The organism is Qipengyuania polymorpha, assembly GCF_019711435.1.
GTDB lineage: Bacteria > Pseudomonadota > Alphaproteobacteria > Sphingomonadales > Sphingomonadaceae > Qipengyuania > Qipengyuania polymorpha.
The window spans coordinates 378035-396218 of the sequence record NZ_JAIGNK010000001.1 but is presented as its reverse complement, the minus strand read 5'-3'; the positions used below and the strand labels follow the sequence as shown (position 1 = coordinate 396218).

Annotated in this window: 16 protein-coding genes; 11 read left to right on the top strand and 5 right to left on the bottom strand. The window is 60.4% G+C overall.

What is annotated here, in order from left to right:
- Positions 1-5: 5 nt before the first annotated feature.
- Positions 6-2708: a conjugal transfer protein TraG N-terminal domain-containing protein gene (locus tag K3152_RS01945; RefSeq protein WP_137675986.1), complete on the top strand. Its 2703-nt coding sequence runs from the start codon at positions 6-8 to the stop codon at positions 2706-2708.
- 1 nt (position 2709) lies between these two features.
- Here K3152_RS01945 and K3152_RS01940 read toward each other — a convergent pair whose 3' ends face one another.
- Positions 2710-2919, bottom strand: a complete 210-nt coding sequence (locus tag K3152_RS01940; RefSeq protein ID WP_137675987.1) for a hypothetical protein — start codon at positions 2917-2919, stop codon at positions 2710-2712.
- A gap of 123 nt (positions 2920-3042) precedes the next feature.
- On the opposite strand from K3152_RS01940, the gene K3152_RS14100 reads away from it, so the two are divergent.
- From K3152_RS14100 to K3152_RS01915, 6 genes are all read left to right on the top strand, one after another.
- A complete protein-coding gene (locus K3152_RS14100) occupies positions 3043-3582 on the top strand; it encodes a thermonuclease family protein (protein WP_240048789.1) in 540 nt (179 codons plus the stop codon).
- Positions 3582-3713 carry a hypothetical protein gene (locus K3152_RS14245; protein ID WP_255478505.1) on the top strand — a complete coding sequence of 44 codons (132 nt, stop codon included), beginning with the start codon at positions 3582-3584 and terminating at the stop codon, positions 3711-3713. Before K3152_RS14100 ends, K3152_RS14245 begins: the two co-directional genes overlap by 1 nt.
- Positions 3713-3904, top strand: a complete 192-nt coding sequence (locus K3152_RS01930; protein WP_137675988.1) for a DUF6961 family protein — start codon at positions 3713-3715, stop codon at positions 3902-3904. Before K3152_RS14245 ends, K3152_RS01930 begins: the two co-directional genes overlap by 1 nt.
- A gap of 303 nt (positions 3905-4207) precedes the next feature.
- Positions 4208-4843: a S24 family peptidase gene (locus K3152_RS01925; protein ID WP_137675989.1), complete on the top strand. Its 636-nt coding sequence runs from the start codon at positions 4208-4210 to the stop codon at positions 4841-4843.
- 234 nt (positions 4844-5077) lie between these two features.
- Positions 5078-5983, top strand: coding sequence for an alpha/beta fold hydrolase (locus K3152_RS01920; RefSeq protein WP_090483092.1), 906 nt, complete (start codon positions 5078-5080; stop codon positions 5981-5983).
- The gene (locus tag K3152_RS01915) at positions 5980-6474 is read left to right on the top strand and encodes a hotdog fold thioesterase (RefSeq protein WP_082745685.1); all 495 of its coding nucleotides are present in this window, start codon (positions 5980-5982) and stop codon (positions 6472-6474) included. Before K3152_RS01920 ends, K3152_RS01915 begins: the two co-directional genes overlap by 4 nt.
- Here K3152_RS01915 and K3152_RS01910 read toward each other — a convergent pair.
- Genes K3152_RS01910 through K3152_RS01900 form a run of 3 tightly spaced genes read right to left on the bottom strand, consistent with a single transcriptional unit; the run spans position 6404 to position 10570 of the window.
- Complete coding sequence (locus tag K3152_RS01910; RefSeq protein WP_137675990.1) at positions 6404-7864, bottom strand: efflux transporter outer membrane subunit; 1461 nt, start codon at positions 7862-7864, stop codon at positions 6404-6406. The two genes, K3152_RS01915 and K3152_RS01910, sit on opposite strands and share 71 nt — an antisense overlap.
- Positions 7865-7874: 10 nt before the next feature.
- Positions 7875-9446, bottom strand: a complete 1572-nt coding sequence (locus K3152_RS01905) for an MDR family MFS transporter (RefSeq protein ID WP_051051456.1) — start codon at positions 9444-9446, stop codon at positions 7875-7877.
- Positions 9443-10570, bottom strand: a complete 1128-nt coding sequence (locus K3152_RS01900; protein ID WP_061926347.1) for an HlyD family secretion protein — start codon at positions 10568-10570, stop codon at positions 9443-9445. Before K3152_RS01900 ends, K3152_RS01905 begins: the two co-directional genes overlap by 4 nt.
- A gap of 125 nt (positions 10571-10695) precedes the next feature.
- On the opposite strand from K3152_RS01900, the gene K3152_RS14375 reads away from it, so the two are divergent.
- The 4 genes from K3152_RS14375 to K3152_RS01880 all read left to right on the top strand — a co-directional run bounded on the left by K3152_RS14375 (position 10696) and on the right by K3152_RS01880 (position 15160).
- Complete coding sequence (locus K3152_RS14375) at positions 10696-11187, top strand: MarR family winged helix-turn-helix transcriptional regulator (RefSeq protein ID WP_090483095.1); 492 nt, start codon at positions 10696-10698, stop codon at positions 11185-11187.
- A 4-nt stretch (positions 11188-11191) separates the two neighbouring features.
- Positions 11192-12778 (top strand): ABC1 kinase family protein, encoded by a 1587-nt coding sequence (locus tag K3152_RS01890; RefSeq protein WP_090483096.1) that lies wholly within the window; start codon positions 11192-11194, stop codon positions 12776-12778.
- A 547-nt stretch (positions 12779-13325) separates the two neighbouring features.
- The gene (locus K3152_RS01885) at positions 13326-13949 is read left to right on the top strand and encodes a helix-turn-helix domain-containing protein (protein ID WP_090483105.1); all 624 of its coding nucleotides are present in this window, start codon (positions 13326-13328) and stop codon (positions 13947-13949) included.
- Complete coding sequence (locus K3152_RS01880; protein WP_221572380.1) at positions 13946-15160, top strand: type II toxin-antitoxin system HipA family toxin; 1215 nt, start codon at positions 13946-13948, stop codon at positions 15158-15160. The genes K3152_RS01885 and K3152_RS01880 overlap by 4 nt, the downstream gene beginning before the upstream one ends.
- A gap of 93 nt (positions 15161-15253) precedes the next feature.
- Here the strand turns inward: K3152_RS01880 and mobF are convergent, their stop codons facing one another.
- A complete protein-coding gene (gene mobF / locus K3152_RS01875; protein ID WP_221572379.1) occupies positions 15254-18166 on the bottom strand; it encodes a MobF family relaxase in 2913 nt (970 codons plus the stop codon).
- Positions 18167-18184: the final 18 nt, after the last annotated feature.

The window sequence follows — 18184 nt, the reverse complement described above, 5'->3', positions numbered from 1 at the left end:
GCGACATGGTCGAGATCTTCACAACCGGCGGCGGCGAATACATCGTCAATGTCTTGAACGCCGTCGCCGCGTGGACCGGGGCCGGTGGCTACAAGAGCCTGATCCAGGTGGCGCTGGTCATGGGCATGGCGCTTGCGGTCATTGTCGTCGCGTTCAACCAGGACTGGCGCGCCTGGCTCAACTGGTTCCTCGGCGCGACACTCATCTACATGTGCCTGATGGTGCCGCGCATGGATGTGCAGGTCACCGACCGTGTCAATCCGAGCCTCGCTCCGGCGACAGTCGCCAATGTCCCGCTCGGGCTCGCGCTCATGGCAAGCTTCACCAGTCAGGCAGGCGACTACCTTACCCGCTCCGCCGAGCTCGTCTTCGGCCTCCCCGACGATCTCAACTACTCGAAGAACGGCATGATTTATGGCGCGCGCCTGCTCGAAGCGACACGGTCCCTGCGCATTGCCGATCCCGAGTTTGCCGCCAATTTCGACGAGCATGTGCGGCAATGCGTGTTCTACGACCTGCTCCTCGGCCGCTACTCGATGAAGGAACTGTCCGAAAGCAACGATATCTGGGCGACCATTGCGCCTGGCAGTGCCGCGCGGGCACAGCGCTTCCTCACCCGGCAGGCGGACGATAGCGTCACGGCCACGATCATCACCTGCCGCGAAGCATACACTGCGCTCTCCAACCAGTGGGCCGGGCTTATTGATGAGATGACACGGGTCGCCGGGCGCCAGCTCTACCCCCGGCAGACCGAGGCGCTCGCGAAGGCCAAGCTCATCGCAGACCTGCCGATTGCCTATCAATACCTCACCGGCGTCTCGAAGGATGCAAGCAGCATCTTCCGCCAGGTTCTGACCATCAACGCCATGAACCAGGCGATGCATGGCTTCGCCGGAGCTAGCGGTGCATCGAGCGTCGATGTGTTCGCGCAGACCCGCGCCGACATCCAAACCGAACGGACCTATTCCTCGATCGCGCACAACGCGATGAAATGGGTCCCGATCCTCAATGTCGTCCTGACGGTCGTATTCTACGCGCTTTTTCCGGTGCTCTTCCCACTGTTCCTGATGCCCAAGACCGGACCGATCGCTCTCAGAGGATACGTCACGGGCTTCTTCTATCTGGCAGCTTGGGGGCCGCTGTTCGTCATCCTGCACATGATCCTGATGCTCAAGGGCGCGAGCGATGTGGCGGCAGCGGGCGGCGCGACCGGTCTCAGCCTCGCGACCTTCTCCGGCATGACCGACGTCAACAACGATATCGGGATCCTGGCCGGCTACCTCGTCGCATCGATACCGTTCCTTGCAGGCGGCGTCGCCAGGGGCGCGCTCGCAATATCGGGCCAGGCAACCAGCTACCTCAATCCGAGCCAGAACGCGGCAGAAGAGGCGGCGCGCGAAGCGAGCACCGGCAATATTTCGCTCGGCAATTCCAGCCTTGAGAACTCGAACGTGTTTTCGCGCCAGTTTGCGCAAGCCAGCCTTGCTCCCAACATTGGCTACGGCGCCGCGCAGACGCGAACGACGGGCGAAAACGGCACCCAAACCACCGGCTTCCCGCAGGCCGAGTTCGCGACTGTGCCGACCTCGAGCTATCCGTTCACACCAACGCTAGGGCAGGACTTCTCGAGCCGGCTTGCGACCATGGCGAGCCAGAGCCGCGGCCAGAGCGAGACATTCTCGAACCTTGCCCAGCAATCGACGAGCTCGGCTGTCACCCGCTTCAGCGAGTTGCGCGATGCCTACACCCGCTCGCGCTCGAACGAGAGCGTCAGTGGCACGTCAACGAGCGACAGCATCGGCAGCGCCTTCAGCGAAGTCGACAACGCCTCGAAAACACTCCAGCAGCAGTTCGGGCTGTCGCGCCGCGCGGCCGACGACATTACTGTGTCCTGGTTCCTGAACGGGGATGCCGGTCTCGGGGTCAAAGGAGAACGAGGCTCGATCAAGGGCACCCTCGGGTTAAAGGGTGGTCGGAACCAGACCTGGACTGACAGTGATATCGGGATCGCCTCCGAGGATCGCTCGCGCATCATGGGCGCGCTGAGCCAGATCTCGGACAGTCGCAGCTGGTCGAGCACGCGCGAAGGCTTCCTGCGTGAAACGAGTTCGAGTTCGGAGGCGCTGGTGTCAAGCAGCTCGGCCGGGATCACCACGTCGATCACCGAAGCGCAGAGCTACACCCGCGAAGCGCGCCGAGCCGAGGAGATCGCCAGCCGCCTCGAGAACCAAGCAAGCTGGTACGAAAGTGCCAATGCCGCAGGCACGCTCAACCTCAGCCAGGCCTATCGCGAATGGGGCATGGCGGAGATCGATGGTAACCGCGACTACTATGGGCCGGTGCGCTTCGACGACATCGATTTCCAGATGAGTGCGCGGGGCCAGAAACTCCAGGCGCGGTTCGTCGAAAGCTATGCGAACCAGCTCAATGCCGAGATCGCGGATGACCTGGCTCTGCCGCCCTTTGCGTCCGTCGCTCGACCCGCTGTGAGCAGCGCAGATGGCGTGCGGGGATCGGTACGGCTTGGCGGGGTACCAGGGAGCCTTGGCGCCCCCTCAAGCGAGCGTGAAGACATCGCCCGGAATGTAGGTCGGGTCCAACAACAAGGGGACCGGCGGATCGGGACCGTCAAAGGATACCTCGATGGCAAGACTCGCGATGCCAAGGGAGCCTCGGCTGAGGCGGCCGACGATGTGAAGGAATGGTAGCTCAGATCAGCCCGTCGTAGATGATCACATAGATCAAAAAGGCGAGGAACAGGACCCCGAACAGGATCAATCCAAGCTTGCCCCACGGGTCAGCCCAGGTCTTTTTCCAGGTGTAGGAAGTGAGACGGTTCTCGGCGATGGCCCGATCTACTTCGCGGAAGCCCTCCCAGCCCTCCTTGCCGCCCGGGGGTGTGTCGTCTGGATCGTTCATCGCTCATTCTCCTTCACAAGAAGGGAGCCGCCCTCTCCTCTTCTCAGCCCCATCTTGTTGCTGAGAAAATAGCCGAAAATCATCGGAAAAGCGAGCACGGTATCTTGGCTTGCAGGCCCGAAAATGAAAGGAGTTGGCATGGCAGGAAGATCACCTCAGAATAATGTCTTCGATTTTCACGCAGGAGTTCTCCGACAGAAGCAAGGCAAACGGCGCGGCCTTGCGCTGCTTGTTGCCGGAGGCTTACTCGTTGGCATTCTGGGCGGCATTCTTGGCATCTACTGGCCTTTTGGTTCGGCGATCGCTGAGGCACGAACCAAGCACAGCTTTGCCGTTTGCGGCATGGTCAGACGCACTTGTGTCATCGATGGCGACACGATCTGGCTCGAAGGCGTGAAGATCAGGATCGCGGATATCGACACGCCTGAAATTTCGCAGCCAAGATGCGATATCGAATACGATCTCGGCATAAGGGCACGCGACAGGTTGGTGGTTCTGCTCAATCAGGGAGAGTTCTCCGCCGTTCCAATCGGTAATCGAGACGAAGACCAGTACGGTCGTAAGCTCCGTGTCCTGATGCGCGATGGCCGCTCGATCGGCGACCAATTGGTCGCGGAAGGACTAGCACGAACCTGGTCCGGACGCAGGGAGCCATGGTGCTGATGCGCATCTGGCCGGACAGTGACGATCCCTTGCCGGGCAACGAGCGGGAATGGAAATTGAAGCTCGAAGCATGGCTGCTGGGTATTCCGATTGTCCTTATGCTCATCGCAGGCATCGGGTCACTCTTCTGATGCTCACCCGTGATCAGGAGCTTTGGGGCATGGCGCTGTGGGTGGATAAGCACCATGGCGACGCCGGAGGTGAATTCATTGCGTCGAAGATCGATCAGCTATACCAGGCCGGCGAGCAGGACGGGGCAAGACTTTGGCAGAATGTTGCCCGTCGCTATGAGCAACTTGTCGAGCGCAGGACCTATTCCTGATAGAACCTTGAGGATCTCTAGCGTCGACTGACTGCAGATAGGCTTCCAGCCGTTCAAGCGTTCGTCGACGCGGCCTTCGCCCTTGCCTGAGATCGAGTACGAATCGAGGATCGCCAACTGCGCGCCGGCCGAAGCGCGTTGCCGAAATATGGTGATCTTTCAGATGCTTTTCGATCCGTTCCAGCAAGGTCATAACCCTTTCGCTCCGACTCGCAAATCCCTTGTGTTCTTGTTATGTTCTTAGTAGGATCACATCCGCGAGTCTAGGAAAATTCCTACAATTGAGATTCGAAGGACAGACAGATGGAACATGTCAGGGAAGAGCTCGACCGGCTGATCCTCAAGGGCGGATATGGCTACGCCTCGATATCGCGGCTGCTTGGCCGCAACCCTGCCTATGTGCAGCAATTCATCAAGCGCGGTTCACCGCGAAAGCTCGATGACGAAGACCGAAAGACACTTGCCTGCTTCTTCGGCGTCGATGAGCAAGTGCTCGGCGGTCCCGCCAATCCAGTCAATGATGGTATGGTCGAGATCCCCGTTCTCGATGTGGAAGCATCTGCTGGATTCGGCGCGGTAGCTGCCAGTGAGACTGCACACACCCGGTTCGGGTTCGATGAGCGGTGGCTGCGGCACCTGACGTCGGCCAAGAGCGCCAGCCTGTCGATCGTCGGCGTAAAGGGTGACTCGATGGAGCCCACGCTCAGCGATGGTGACGAGGTCCTGGTCGACGCGTCAGACCATGGCTCACGATTGCGCGATGGAATCTACGTTTTGCGCGCTGATGATGCTCTGGTCGTTAAGCGTATTGCTATCAAGCCTGGTGGCCGACAAATCACAATCGCCAGCGACAACCCAGCTTATCCAACTTGGCACGACATGGACCGATCTGAGGTGCACGTCGTCGGTCGGGTCATCTGGTTTGGCCGAGCCTTGTAACGGCAGGACTTGGGCCGGAAGCGGAAAGGCAGCTTTTATATCTTTGAGCGGATTAAGCGGACAGCGACTACTGACCGAATCGCAAGCCGGTGCATTAGAGAATGGTCTGGAGAAACCCCTCTTGGCATAGACTTTTGCCGTCGTTGAAACGCCCCTGCAGGACAGCCAACACGGAGCCGAGAGCCACAAACTAAATTGGTTTACTATTTAGCGCGCCTTTCCTACCATCCGGAGATGGCGAGAGAAACCTTTACGATTGAGGGCGCAGGCGCGATTTCTCTTACAGCCGAGGCTGAGGGGGATGCCTACGCTAAACCCGTCCTTCTTGCGCACGGCGGCGGGCAGACACGGCGCGCGTGGAGAAGGGTGGTCAGCGAGCTGGCTCAAGCCGGCTTTCGCGCAATCGCCTTCGACATGCGCGGTCACGGAGACAGCGATTGGTCGCTATGCGGAGCTTATGAAATGCGCGACTTCGCGGCGGATCTGGTCGCTGCAGCGTCGCGCCTGGACCAGAAGCCAGCGCTGGTTGGCGCTTCACTGGGCGGGCTCGCTGGACTGATTGCCGCAGGGGAGCTTGCTCCAGGTAGCTTTGCTTCACTCACATTGGTCGACATTGCCCCGCGCATGGAGCCCAGCGGTGTGATGCGCGTGGTTGGTTTCATGGAAGAGCATGTCGATAGCGGCTTCGCCTCACCAGAGGAGGCGGCCGACGTGATCGCTCGCTACATACCGCATCGTCCCAAGCGGGGCGCGAGCGATGGTCTGAAAAACTATCTGCGGCAGAAGTCGGATGGGCGCTTCTATTGGCACTGGGACCCGGTGTTTATCCGTAATATAATGTCAGCCAGACAAGGCGACCCAGACAGCCAAGAACGTCAATCGGCAATGCTGAGCCAAGCTGCGGCGAATCTCACGCTTCCGCTTCACCTCATCCGAGGCGGCTCTAGCGATCTTGTTTCCGAAGAGGCCGTTTTGCATCTGCGACAACTCGCCCCCCATGCAGAATACACCGATATTGCCGATGCCACGCACATGGTCGTGGGCGATGCGAACGATGCCTTCTCCGCCGCTATCGTCGATTTCCTACGAACCCATCACTCTTGCGATACGGCTCAACCACAGGGGACGAGGGAGCTATGATCGATCGAGAGCGCTTGCAGGAAATGCTGAATATCGCGCCGTTTCATCGATGGCTTGGGCTGGAGATTGCAACATGCTCCGACCAGGGAATCGCGATCACCATGCCATGGCGCGAAGAGATCGTGTCGAACCCTATGATTGGGTCGGCGCATGGAGGGATCCTGGCTTCACTGGTCGACCTCACCGGGCTTTATACTCTGCTTGCCGGGGGCGTCGCGGCGAGAGCGACGGCCGATCTGCATGTCGATTACCACCGTCCTGCAACCTCAGGACCTCTCACTGCTCACGGACAGATCGTGAAGATCGGGCGACAGATTTCGGTGGCGGAAACCCGGGTTCTCGAGCCCGACGACAAGTTGGTCGCCAGCGGCAGGGGCGCCTACTTCTCGTCAACCGGATCACTTGATCAGCGCGGCGGGACTATTGATCTCGAACAGGCTCTTGCCACCCAAGGCCCAGCGACTTCTGCAGCGCGATCCACGCCAGCGTAAGGGCACCTTTTGCCCGGACGAGGTCTGCTGAGGCCTGCTGCTGTTCTCGCAGGGCCCGGTTGAGGTCAGCCTTCGAGATCGCTCCTGCGGCAAAACGTTGGCGGTTCAGGTCCGCCGCGCCGTCAGCCTGCTTCTTGATTTGCATACTGGCAGCGAGCGCCACACGCTGCTGGCCGAAGCGAGCCAAGGCACGTTCGGCGTCTTGCAGTGCCAGAAGCACCGTCTGCTGGTAATTGGCGACTGCTTCGTTGCGCGCCGCCCCGGCTTGGTCGATCGCAGCGTCTACCCTGCCGAAATCCAGAAAATTCCACTGGAGGCGTGGGATCGCGAGTGCGGAGAAATCGCCGACATCGACAACGTCGTCCAACGAGGATCCGCCGAGGCCCAGGATCCCCGTGAAGGACAATTTCGGGAACCGCGCCGCCTCGGCCACCCCGATCCGCGCCGTCGACGCGGCAAGAGACCGTTCGGCCGCCCTTATGTCAGGCCGACGCGCCACCAGGCTTGCCGGATCGCCGATCGCGACCTGCTCTGGCGGCATGGGAATGGAATGCGCAGTCGTGAGCGCTGCATCAACTGATCCCGGCACCTGTCCGGTCAGTATAGCGAGTGCATCAGACAGGACTGCGATATCCGCTTCAGCTTCGGCAAGTTGTGACTTGAGCATCTCCAGTTCGGCATTCGCGGTGCCTACCGGGAAAAGCGGCAATGCACCGTGCTGATAGCGTTGGTATGTCAGCGCCAGGATCTCTTCCTGCAACGAAATCTGCGCCTCAAATTGCTCTGCGCGGAATTGGGCCTCCCGCAAATTGACGTAGGTGCTGGCCACTTGGGCAGTCAACTGGACCTTTGCGTCCTCTGCATTGGCCACGGTTGCAGCAGCTTGGGCATTGCTGGCTTCAATGCGCCTGCGCGAGCCACCGGCGAACTCCAGCTCCCAGTTGGCGTTAAGGCCCACATTGAAAAAGCTGAGCGAGTCATCGGTTTCTGCGTCGGAATTGGTTTGCTCTGACGGGGGGGGCGCCCCGCCTTGAATGTCGAGACCACGAAGCCGGCCCTGCACGGTGGTGGCCTGTGCCCCAAGCGATGGCATTCGACCCGCACGGTCTTGCCTGATGGATGCCCGTGCCTGGGCAATGCGCGCCTGCGCTGCGGCGAGCGAAGGGTTGCCGGACAGCGCAGCCTCCACCAGCCGCGTCAACTCGGGATCGCCGAGCAGCAGCCACCATTGAGCGACAACCGGATCAGATGCGCTCACATCACTGCCAGCGCGCACAAAGCGAGTGCCCGTGTCTGCTGACACAACTTCCGGGGGGCCTGCATAATCGGGCCCAGCCGTGCATCCAGCTAGCAAGGCGATAGTGATAATCGGAGGTAGCAAGTGGCGCATAATCTCGGGCTCAGTGCATCGAAAGGGAGACATTTTCCGGAAGCGGCTTGAGGAACAGAACAAGCGGGACTGTCGCGAGTGTGAGAAGTCCCATCACCAGAAAGACATCATTGTAGGTCATGATGAACGCTTCGCGCTGGAGAGTGCCGCCGAGTGCCGCCATCGCTCGTTCCATATCGCCCAAGCTTCGCGCCAGTCCGTCGAGATAGGTCTGCAGCGAAACGCTGTTCGCATTCAGCGTTTCTTCCATGCGCCTCGTATGGTGCCAAATTCGCTGGTCCTGGAACGAAGCGAGGGCCGAGAGGGCGAATGATCCGCCAAGATTGCGGGCCGCGTTGAAAATGCCCGAGGCATCGCCCGCGTCTTCCTTGGCCACCGACGCAACCGTTGCCTGATTCAGGAACATCATCGCAAGTATCATTCCGGCCCCGCGGATAAGCTGACTTTCAGTGAAGACAGCGCCGCCGGATTCGGCGGTCAGACTCGTGCTGACAAAGCAGCTGATCGCCATCAGCAGCATTCCGGTGCCGACGGCAATGCGGATGTCCACCTTGCGGATCATCAGGGGCAGAACCGGCATCAGGAGAAAGGCCGGGACACCCATCCAGAAGATGACCAGTCCCGTCTGAAAAGCATTATAGTCAGAGATGATCGCCAGAAACTGCGGAATGACATAGGTCGAACCATACATCACCATGCCCAGGGCGAGCGCCATGATCGCGACGCTGGCGAACTGTCGATTGAACAGGAGCTGCAACTTCAAGACTGGCTTGCGTGCCTTCACCTGTCCGTAAATCAAACAGGCAAAGCCGATAATGGTCACCACCGTTAGCCAGCGAATGAGTGAGGACTCGAACCATTCCTCACGGTGCCCTTCCTCGAGTACAACAGTCAGACCGCCCAGTCCGAGGATCAGCCCGAGAATGCCAGCCCAATCGGCGTCCGTGAGATATTCCCACTTGGGCTTCTCGTGAGGCAGCCCGATAAACAGCAAGAGCAGCAGGATTGCGCAGACTGGCACATTGACGAAAAAGGCATAGTGCCAGCTCAGGTTCTCGGTCAGCCAGCCGCCGATCAATGGCCCCATCACGGGGCCAAGAACCACAGTCATGCCGAACAGGGCCATTCCGATTGGCTGTTGGTGCGGCGGTAATCGTTTAGCCACAATAGTCATTGCGGTCGGAATGAGGACTCCGCCCGTGAATCCCTGACCCGTTCGGCCGATGATCATGGTCGTAAGGTCGGTTGCAATCCCGCATAGCACCGAAAATGCGGTGAACGCGCTAACCGCGATGATGAGGAGGGTTCGCAGACCGAACAGCCGTTCGAGCCAAGCGCTCAGCGGAATGACGACGATTTCAGCAACGAGAAATGACGTAGCAATCCAGGTGCCTTCGGCGCCTGTGGCACCGATCTCGCCCTGAATGACGGGGAGTGCGGAATTGACGATTGATATGTCCAGCGTCGCGAGCATGGCGCCAAGCGCGCCCGCGGCCACAGCGACCCAGGCAGTCACGTCTGCGTTCTTTCGGCCCCCGGCCGGCCCGATCGAAGTGTCCTGCGCTGCCAGTATCTCGGTCATTGAGTCCGACTCGAGATCTCTTCCAATTCGCCGGCAGCATTCCGGGTGTCGACCGTAGCCACTACCGACATGCCGGGAACGAGCAGACGCCGCACTTCAGGGGGAGCATCGATACCGATGCGGACGGGTATCCGTTGAACGATCTTGGTAAAGTTGCCGGTGGCATTTTCGGGGGGGAGGATGGAAAATTCCGCGCCCGTTCCCGGCGATATGCTGACCACTCGCCCCGCGATCTCAAGGTCGGGTAGGGCGTCAACTTCGAGCCTGACGCTTTGGCCGGCCCGGATCAGGCCGACCTGCGTTTCCTTGAAGTTTGCCGTCACGTAGATCGCCCTCACCGGAACCACCGTCATCAAACGTTGACCCGGTTGCACGAACTGGCCCACCCTCACCGAGAGATCGCCGACGCGGCCGGCCTTGCTGGCGCGCAGCAAGGTCGATTCAACCGTAAGGTCGGCTGTTTCCAGCTGAGCGCGAGCAGCGTCCGCCTGCGCCTGGGTCTGGTTGATCTGCTCGAACAGGGTCCCTCGGCGCGCGGTCGCGGCAGCCACCGCTGCCTGCGCGGCGACGAGTTCGGCCCGCGCTTGCCGCGCCTGCGCCTCATACTGGTCTAGCTTTTCCCGCGGTTCGGCTCCTGTCGCGGCAAGGGGCCGATATCGCGCCACCTGGTCGTTCGCGAGGTCCAGTGCTGCGCGCGCGGCGGCGAGTTGGCCCCGCGCCTGGCGAATGGCTGCATCCTGTTCGGCTACCTGAGAACGGATTGTGTCGGCACCGGCCAGGGTCGCAGCGATCTGTGCGCGCGCCTGTTGCGCTTGCGCCTGATAATCCCGCAGATCCAGTTGTACGAGGGCTCCGCCGCGAGCAACCTGCTCGTTCTCCCCCACGAAGACCTCTTCGACGTATCCCGCTACCTTGGAAGAGATAACGACGCTGTCGGCAGCGACATAGGCGTTATCGGTCGTCTGCATGTACTGTCCGTAGGTTACGTGCCGGTAGTACCACCAGATCCCGCCAAGCAGCACGGCAAGACCAACGATGATTAGCACGATGCGCAAGCCACGCCGCGATTGCGGTTTCGTTGGGGTTGTGCCCTCCTGCTCCGGTTGGTTGGAGTTATCGGTCATCTGACTCTTTCGGCAGCCTCAGTAAAAGGTGAACGCGTCTCGCGCCCTATGAGCCGTGAGTCAGATAGTAAAGGCATTTAGCAGTTTGCATTTGGGCATCCGAGGCTATCCGACTACACAGCGCTATGGATGAAAAACCAGATACCATGTCACGGTCTCAGCGTCGGCAGAAGTTCATCACCGATGATGACCGCATTCTCTATCTTATGGACGAGATCAGTCGCGGCGCGCGCAGAGTGTACGATGCGAGGGTCGCCAGGATCGGTCTCAATCAGACACAGTGGAGGATCATCGGACAACTTCTTCGCGATCCTGCCCTTACGCAGGCTGAAATCGCCAAGAAACTGGAACTGGAATCGGCGACCATCGGCCAGGCGGTTGCAGGTCTTTGCGCACGCGGGCTGATGAAAAGGCTTCGAGCTGAGACGGATCGGCGAGCGTGGCAGCTCATCCTCACGGAGCAGCTTGACGATCTGCTGCCCGAACTGAGAGGCTCCGCGGATAGGCTTCATGGTCTGCTTTGGCGCGACATTGCCGCCGACGAGAAGCAAACGTTGCAGCAGACTCTTGAAAGGGTATCGGAAAATCTGGACCAACTCCGGGCCGAGGCTGAGTAAAATCATGGCATCGCCCCCGGAAAAGCCTATCAGCAGCATCGCTCGCGCCGCGGAGATCGGCCAAATCCTAATGAGGCACGGCGCGAAGAATCTCGCCGGAGCCCTCGGATTTATTCCCTCTTCGAGCAATGTCATCGATCCTCGCGAATTTCATCCGGCTGCAGTTGTGGCGTTCCTCCGTGACATCGGGCCAGTCGGCATAAAGCTGGGGCAACTCCTCGCCACCCGAAGCGATCTGTTTACCGAACACTGGATCACGGCATTCTCAACCCTGCACGATCAGGTGTCGTCAGTGCCCTTCGCAGATATCGAGCCCGTACTTGCTTCAAGCTGGGGTGAGGACTGGCGGAGCGACTTTGCGCAGTTCGACGAAAAGCCTTTGGCCTCTGCCTCCATAGCGCAAACCTATTCCGCCAGACTGCGGGACGGAAGCGAGGTCATCGTGAAGGTTCGGCGGCCAGGCACTGCCGCTCGGATGGAGGCTGATGTGCGCCTCCTTATACGCCTTGCCGGGATCGTGGAAGCACGGTCGCCGGACATCGCGCGTTACCGGCCAGTCGAGTTTCTGCGGACCTTCGGCCGCAATCTTGCCTGGGAGATGGACCTCGCTGCGGAATCCCGAGCCTGCGAGCGGATCGGCGCATATCTCGATACCATCGGCGTCAGGTCCCCGGCCATCCATTGGGAACTGACCGGGCTGCGGGTGAACGTTCAGGAACGCCTGTACGGCAGGCCCGCGTCTTCGCTGGGCAGCCCATCGGGCGACCCGCGGGTGGCGGCTTTCGCTAAAAGCTATGCCAACGCTGTCCTGCGGATGATCATCCTGAACGGCGAATTTCACGGCGACCCCCATCCCGGTAACGTCTTCATGATCGGCGAGCAGGATGTCGGCTTCATCGACTTTGGATCGGTCGGGACGCTCACCAAGGCCAGGCGCGACGAGATCGTCCGCCTCGTCCTTGCGATCGCTGGTGAGGAAACCAGCGATGTCGCGAATGTCCTGCTCGCATGGGCGGGGGAGCCGAAGGTGGATCGCGATGCGCTCGCGGTGGATCTGGATCAGTTGATCGGAGAGTTCAGGGGGACCGTGCTATCTGGCATCGAGTTCTCGCAGATTTTTTCCCGCGCTTTCGACCTGTTGCGGGATTATCGACTGGTTCTGCCACCTGATCTGGCCATTCTTCTGCGTACCTTGTTGACTGCAGAGGGCTTCGTCCGATCGCTGGCACCGGACTACAACATCGCCGAAGAGACCCGGCCGATCATCACGGAGCTTCTCGCCGAGCGGTTCTCGCTCGGCAGCGCTCGGTCGGGTTTGAAGAGACTTCGCGGTCAGCTGCTGGGTTTGTCGGCGTCCTTGCCCGACATACTTGCCACTGCGAACTCGATCGCAAAGTCAGGATATGTGCCGGTTCAGCTCGATCCGCTCAGTATCGAGCAGCTCGCTGGACTTCGCAATGAGCGTCAGTCCTTGAAAGGCCCTCTAGCTGCCGCATTGATCATAGCTAGCGCGTTGCTTGTCGATCAATCCTGGCTTCTGGCTGGCGGCGCGCTTGTGATTGCTGGGGTGGTGCTCATCCGAAAGTCATAATGAAGGAGCAACTTAATTCGTGCACGGTCACGATACGGCAAAGCCGAACTTAACGAGGATTTCATGCGCCTCACTTCAGCGACCAAGACGCATCGCGAAGAAAATTTTTCGACCTATTGCGATTGAAGGCTTATTTTCCCTCAATCAGACGAAACTTTGGAACGGCAGCTTTCAAGCGTGTCCTGGCCTGACTTTATGGCCGCTATTGGGGCGCATAGCTGCCATCGACGCTAGTCTGAACCAACGGCAGCTTTTGGGCGAAAATCGTGACTACTCGAATGACCGGGATTAGGGCGCATTGCCGCCGTTGGCCTTCCTGACTGAATGGCAGATCTCTGGGCGAAAGCTCTGTCATCGAAAGAGCGGGAAAAGGCTCTTTGAAGTGACGACGGCTCACGCTTTATGCGCGGCAAACACTACCCATGATATGCAATGGCCTATCATGGGTAGTGTATATATGCCATTGCATATCTCTATTGCCTTTCTCAACGATCATGGTATATGCTAAAACATATAGACGTAGGCCAGCATATGTAGAAACATATTTATGAGCACGACAATCGAGGACATCGCCGCAAGCATCAAAGCGGCACGGATAGCAAAAGGCTTTACCCAGAAACAGCTGGGTGAACGGGTAGGCTTGCCTCAAAGCCATATCTCCAAAATCGAAGGCGGGAGTGTAGACCTACAGATTTCCAGCCTCGTCGAAATAGCGCGCGCGCTCGACCTCGAACTGAAGCTAGTGCCTCGAAGGACCGTACCGGCGATCGAAGGCGTAGTTCGCTCACAGCGCGAAAGAAGCGAGGCAAGTCGAGTGCTCGCAACGATTGCCGAAACCAACCGGTTCGCCGAGCGAGTACGGGAGAGCTATCCGAGCGTCACCGAAGTGACCGAGCTTCAAAGCGCACTTAAGGATATCCAGGCCGTTAATTTCACTCCCGAAACGCTCAAAGCCATCGAGCAGGCCTTGCAGCCCGTCGCTCATCTGAAAAAGCATCTCCAGGATCTCGGCTGGGCGCTTGAGCAGCAAGAGGGAAGGAAGAAACTCACCCAACAGATCGCAGCATCCACGCGTGCCCTCCAACACGTCAGAAACTCGCAGGTTCAAGCAATCGGTCAAGACAGTGCCTCAAGACGGCCTGCTTACCGCCTTGGGGACGACGCCACATGATCGACGCAGCTGCTCTCGATATCTTTCTGGGTAAGACGCGCGTTGGAACCATTGCGCGCCTCGATGGAGATGCGAGCATCTTCACATTCGACGAAGTCTACCTTGCCGACCAGGATCGGCCAACGCTGTCGCTGGCCTACAAGGACGCGAACGGCGAAATCATTGCCGAGACACGCAGCTATCGAACGAAGATTGAGCCGTTCTTCTCCAACCTCCTTCCTGAAGGCACGCTTCGCGACTACCTGGCCCGCCGCGCGGGCGTGAAAGCCATGCGCGAGTACCACCTTCTCGCACAGCTCGGGCACGATCTTCCCGGCGCAGTGCGCGCCGTCGCCGTCGATGCCGAGGAAACGGAGGCCGACGAGCTAGATGAAGAAGCGGCGGGGAAGCAGGCAGAGCGCGCGCTGCGCTTCTCGCTTGCCGGCGTGCAACTCAAATTCTCGGCAATCAAAGCCCAGGGCAAGAATGGCGGGCTGACGATCCCGGTCACGGGCAGCGGCGGCGACTGGATCGTCAAGCTCCCGTCTGCCAGACATCCGGACGTGCCCGAGGCAGAATTCGCAGCGATGAAACTGGCCGCAAAGATCGGGATCGACGTACCTGAAATCGACCTTGTGCCCCTCGATCAGATCGATGGCATACCCGAAGGTATCACACGCTACGGTAAATCCGCTTTTGCCATCCGGCGCTTCGACCGGGGGGAAGAAGGACCAGTGCACACCGAAGACTTCGCCCAGGTGTTCGGTGTCTTTGCAGACGATAAATACGAGAACGCGAGCTACCGCCAGATTCTCAGTGTCCTGGCGATCGAGACCGACGAACAAAGCGTGGTCGAATTCGTCCGCCGGCTCACCTACTCGGTGCTGATCGGCAATGGCGACATGCACCTCAAGAACTGGTCATTGATTTATCCGGACCGGCGCAACGCGCTGCTGGCACCTGCCTATGACCTGCTTTCGACGCTCGCCTATATCCCAGGCGACGATGCTGCGCTCAAGTTTCATAGCTCGCGCGAGTGGGCGTCCTACACCTATGATGAACTCGAAGCGATCGCCGACAAGGCAAGGCTGCCTGCCAAGCTGATCACCGCGACAGCGAAGGATGTCGTTGCACGGTTCGACGACGCCTGGAGCAGCGAAAGCGGACACCTGCCCTTCCCCGATGACGTGCGAAGCGCGATTGAGAGGCATCGCAAGACTCTTGCGATCTGAGAGCGGTTCCGAAATCTGGTCGTGCACGCGCAGGCACGACCCGGAACAACTGCCGGGGCCAATTCGTCAGAAAATCTGGCACATAGCGGCCCTTCAAATCCCGAAGTCCAGTGTCTTGCTCTTGCTTCGGGCGAGTTCCTTTTCGGCCTTGTTGGCCTCTTCCGGTTTCAGCTGATCAAGTTCGCCGTTTTTCTTTTCTGTCGGGGTCAACTGTGCGGTGACCTCGAGGGCCGATGCCTTCTCGCCTTTGTTGCGTGCGACGGCCGCTCCTAGCTTGTCCGAACTGTCGACAACAAGCGTCAGGTGATCGCGAAGCCTCGTGATCGTCACCAGGAAGGTCTTCTGGTTCGACAGGTTGCGCTCGCGGCTGTCCATGACTGCAATGCCGCGATCGGATGTCAGACCCTGCGCCATATGGGCGTTCAGCGCATAGGCAAGATCGATCCGCTTCAGCATCGGATCGTCCTTTTTGAGCTCGACCTGGTCTCCCCTTGAAGTTTCGAAAGTGACCTTCCCGCCGACAACGGCAACCACCCTGGCCTGGTCGGCATTGAAGAGGCCGCGGCGATGATCGTTGCGGGTCCATCGGATCCGGTCGCCTTCATGGATCTCGAGCTTCCTCGGCTCATGCAAGGTCAGATTCTGGTCGCCTTTCCCTGCCCTGATCCGTGCCGGGTCGAACCGGAACCGCTTGCCGCGCTTGTCCGCGACTTCGACCTGCCTGCCCTTCCGGTCCTGTCCCAGGACACGATACTCGCCCGCTGACAGTCCCAGCGCCTGTTGCTTTCTCGAGACCTCGAGCACCCGGCCAGGCCGATAGGCCGAGAGATGTCGCAGCTCCTCGCGGGTCGCGTTGACGCGGTCCAGCACTCCGAGCTCGGCCTTGCCCGGGCCAATCTCGCCATTGGCGAGAAGTCCCTGCTGGACGGCGCCATTGACCGCAGAGCGGATTGCGCGGCCAGAGGCGTAGATCGATGTCCGCGCGCGGTCGTCCTTGTCGAGCGCCAACCAGGTATCAGCAGCGACCAGCGCGCCATCACCCTTGGCCTCGACCGTGTGCGGCTGCAGGTGCCGCAGCGCCGTGCGTACATCACCCGCCTGCGCTGCCGCCTGCGCCTCGCGAACGACAGGGTCGCGGGCGCGCAGGTTGGTCGCCATTTCAGCGCTCGCCATGCCCGTCCGCTGCAGGAGCGCGAAAGGTTTGCCCGCATCGACTGCGCCGAGCTGCTTGCGGTCCCCCATCAGGACCAACCGGTGAACGCCAGCGAGATTGGCGAGGCGGACGAGCTTTTCCTTGTCCTCGTTCGAGACCATCGAAGCCTCGTCGAGCACCAGCACATGGTCTGTTAGCGCCGCCTTTGCCTCCAAACGCAGCACCGCGTTACCGGGATCGTCGAGCAGCTTGTTCCAGCCACCAAGGAACCGGGCCAGCGTCTGCGAGGCTATACCGGTGTCGCGTTCGAGCATCTGGACGAGCGTGTTCTGGATTGCGAGCCCGATGACCGGGCGGCCCTCGGCGCGCAACACCGCGGCGACGGGCTTCAAAACACTGCTCTTGCCGGCCCCTGCAATTCCCTGGACCGCGATCGTTCGATCCTCGGACGTCAGGATCAGCTTCGCCGCCCCGAGCTGACCCTCGTTGAGACGGAACCCCTGCCCTGTCATTGCAGCGGCCTGGACACGATCAGTCGCGCTTTTCGGCTCAACTGCAGATGAGCTCGCACCCTTGCCGGCGGCAACCTCGGACACGATCCGCTGCTCGGTCAGCACCTCGTCACGCGAGGCGAGCCAGCCCTTGTGCTCTCCCATCCCTGCTATGAGCTCGCCAGAGCGCACCAAGGCGCGGGTCCGTTTCTCGATATCAGCAATCGTCGCTGGCAACCCGAAATCGAGCGCAGCCTTGTAGAGCGCGGTGCGCTCGAAGGCAGCCTCGCGCTGCGAAAGATGACGCACCGCCGAAGCGACGGCCTGTGCCGCTGCGATCGTCTCACGGTCCTGTCTGAGGACCGACTTGGGCACAAGCGGATCAGCCGGATCGCCCCTGACATGTGCGGCGAAGCGTCCCAGCCATGCGCGCCCGCGCTCGACAAGTGAGCCGAACCTGCCAGTTTCGATCGACTGTTTCAGTGAGCGGGTCTGCGCCCGCTCGACCAAGGGCGCGAGGTCCAGTCCGATGGATTTCGCGGTTTCGCTCCAGAGCTTGCCCAGGGTTTCGCGGTCCTCGATCGCGTCCTTGCTGGCGCGCGTATCGAGCGCGGCGATGCGGCCCGCTTCAAGACCAGGCCCGCGCCGCGCATCGAGCACTTCCTGGCGGCGGCTCGAGAACGCCATGACCTGTTCGCGGGTGATACCGCGCGCTTCGAAGTTGCCGTGCTTGAGGGTCGGTCCCGGCTCATAGCCAAGCTTTTCGACCGCGACACGGAAGCGCGCCATCGCGATAGCATTGAGCGTGGTGTTGAGCTGCCAGAGCCGGTCGTTCTTGAGCGTGCGCCATTTCCCGTCCCTGCCTTGCGTGACATTGGCGATGACCGCATGAAAGTGGAGGTTCGGCTCCTGGTTGCGGTTGGTGTCGTGCTGGAACAGGCCGATCGCAAGGCTTCCCGTGGCTTGAGTGACGATCTTGCCTTTCTCCACCATCCGGGTCTCGGCCGCATTCTTCTCAGCCCAGTGCAGCGCTTCCAGGACGGCTTCGCGGTAGGCGGCGATGATCCGCTCATCCTTCCCGACGAGCGCCAGCAGCGACCAGCTCTTGGGGACGGAGAAGGTGAGGTCTGTACCCGGGCGGTGCGTCTGTCCGGGATTGCCGACACTGCTGCCGTCGGGCAGCTCGCCCCGGAGGAGCGCATCGAACGCCTTTGCCTCGACCTTGCCATCAAGACCAAGGCGCTTCGCCCCCTCACCGACCCATTGGCCCGAACGGTCGGCATCGGCGCTCGCGTAGTAATTGTCCGATGCGAAGTAGCTCGCCGCCGCCGAAGGCGAGCGGACATTGGCGACGGAAAGCATGGGCTGGGATCACTTTCT

Bases quoted from the DNA above. Each gene is read 5' to 3' on its own strand.
- K3152_RS01910 (WP_137675990.1), bottom strand. From the start codon at position 7,864: ATGCGCCACTTGCTACCTCCGATTATCACTATCGCCTTGCTAGCTGGA.
- K3152_RS01890 (WP_090483096.1), top strand. From the start codon at position 11,192: ATGGCATCGCCCCCGGAAAAGCCTATCAGCAGCATCGCTCGCGCCGCG.
- K3152_RS01880 (WP_221572380.1), top strand. From the start codon at position 13,946: ATGATCGACGCAGCTGCTCTCGATATCTTTCTGGGTAAGACGCGCGTT.
- K3152_RS14245 (WP_255478505.1), top strand. From the start codon at position 3,582: ATGCGCATCTGGCCGGACAGTGACGATCCCTTGCCGGGCAACGAGCGG.
- mobF (WP_221572379.1), bottom strand. From the start codon at position 18,166: ATGCTTTCCGTCGCCAATGTCCGCTCGCCTTCGGCGGCGGCGAGCTAC.
- K3152_RS01900 (WP_061926347.1), bottom strand. From the start codon at position 10,570: ATGACCGATAACTCCAACCAACCGGAGCAGGAGGGCACAACCCCAACG.
- K3152_RS01915 (WP_082745685.1), top strand. From the start codon at position 5,980: ATGATCGATCGAGAGCGCTTGCAGGAAATGCTGAATATCGCGCCGTTT.
- K3152_RS14375 (WP_090483095.1), top strand. From the start codon at position 10,696: ATGGATGAAAAACCAGATACCATGTCACGGTCTCAGCGTCGGCAGAAG.
- K3152_RS01930 (WP_137675988.1), top strand. From the start codon at position 3,713: ATGCTCACCCGTGATCAGGAGCTTTGGGGCATGGCGCTGTGGGTGGAT.
- K3152_RS01925 (WP_137675989.1), top strand. From the start codon at position 4,208: ATGGAACATGTCAGGGAAGAGCTCGACCGGCTGATCCTCAAGGGCGGA.
- K3152_RS01945 (WP_137675986.1), top strand. From the start codon at position 6: ATGGTCGAGATCTTCACAACCGGCGGCGGCGAATACATCGTCAATGTC.
- K3152_RS01920 (WP_090483092.1), top strand. From the start codon at position 5,078: ATGGCGAGAGAAACCTTTACGATTGAGGGCGCAGGCGCGATTTCTCTT.
- K3152_RS14100 (WP_240048789.1), top strand. From the start codon at position 3,043: ATGAAAGGAGTTGGCATGGCAGGAAGATCACCTCAGAATAATGTCTTC.
- K3152_RS01885 (WP_090483105.1), top strand. From the start codon at position 13,326: ATGAGCACGACAATCGAGGACATCGCCGCAAGCATCAAAGCGGCACGG.
- K3152_RS01905 (WP_051051456.1), bottom strand. From the start codon at position 9,446: ATGACCGAGATACTGGCAGCGCAGGACACTTCGATCGGGCCGGCCGGG.
- K3152_RS01940 (WP_137675987.1), bottom strand. From the start codon at position 2,919: ATGAACGATCCAGACGACACACCCCCGGGCGGCAAGGAGGGCTGGGAG.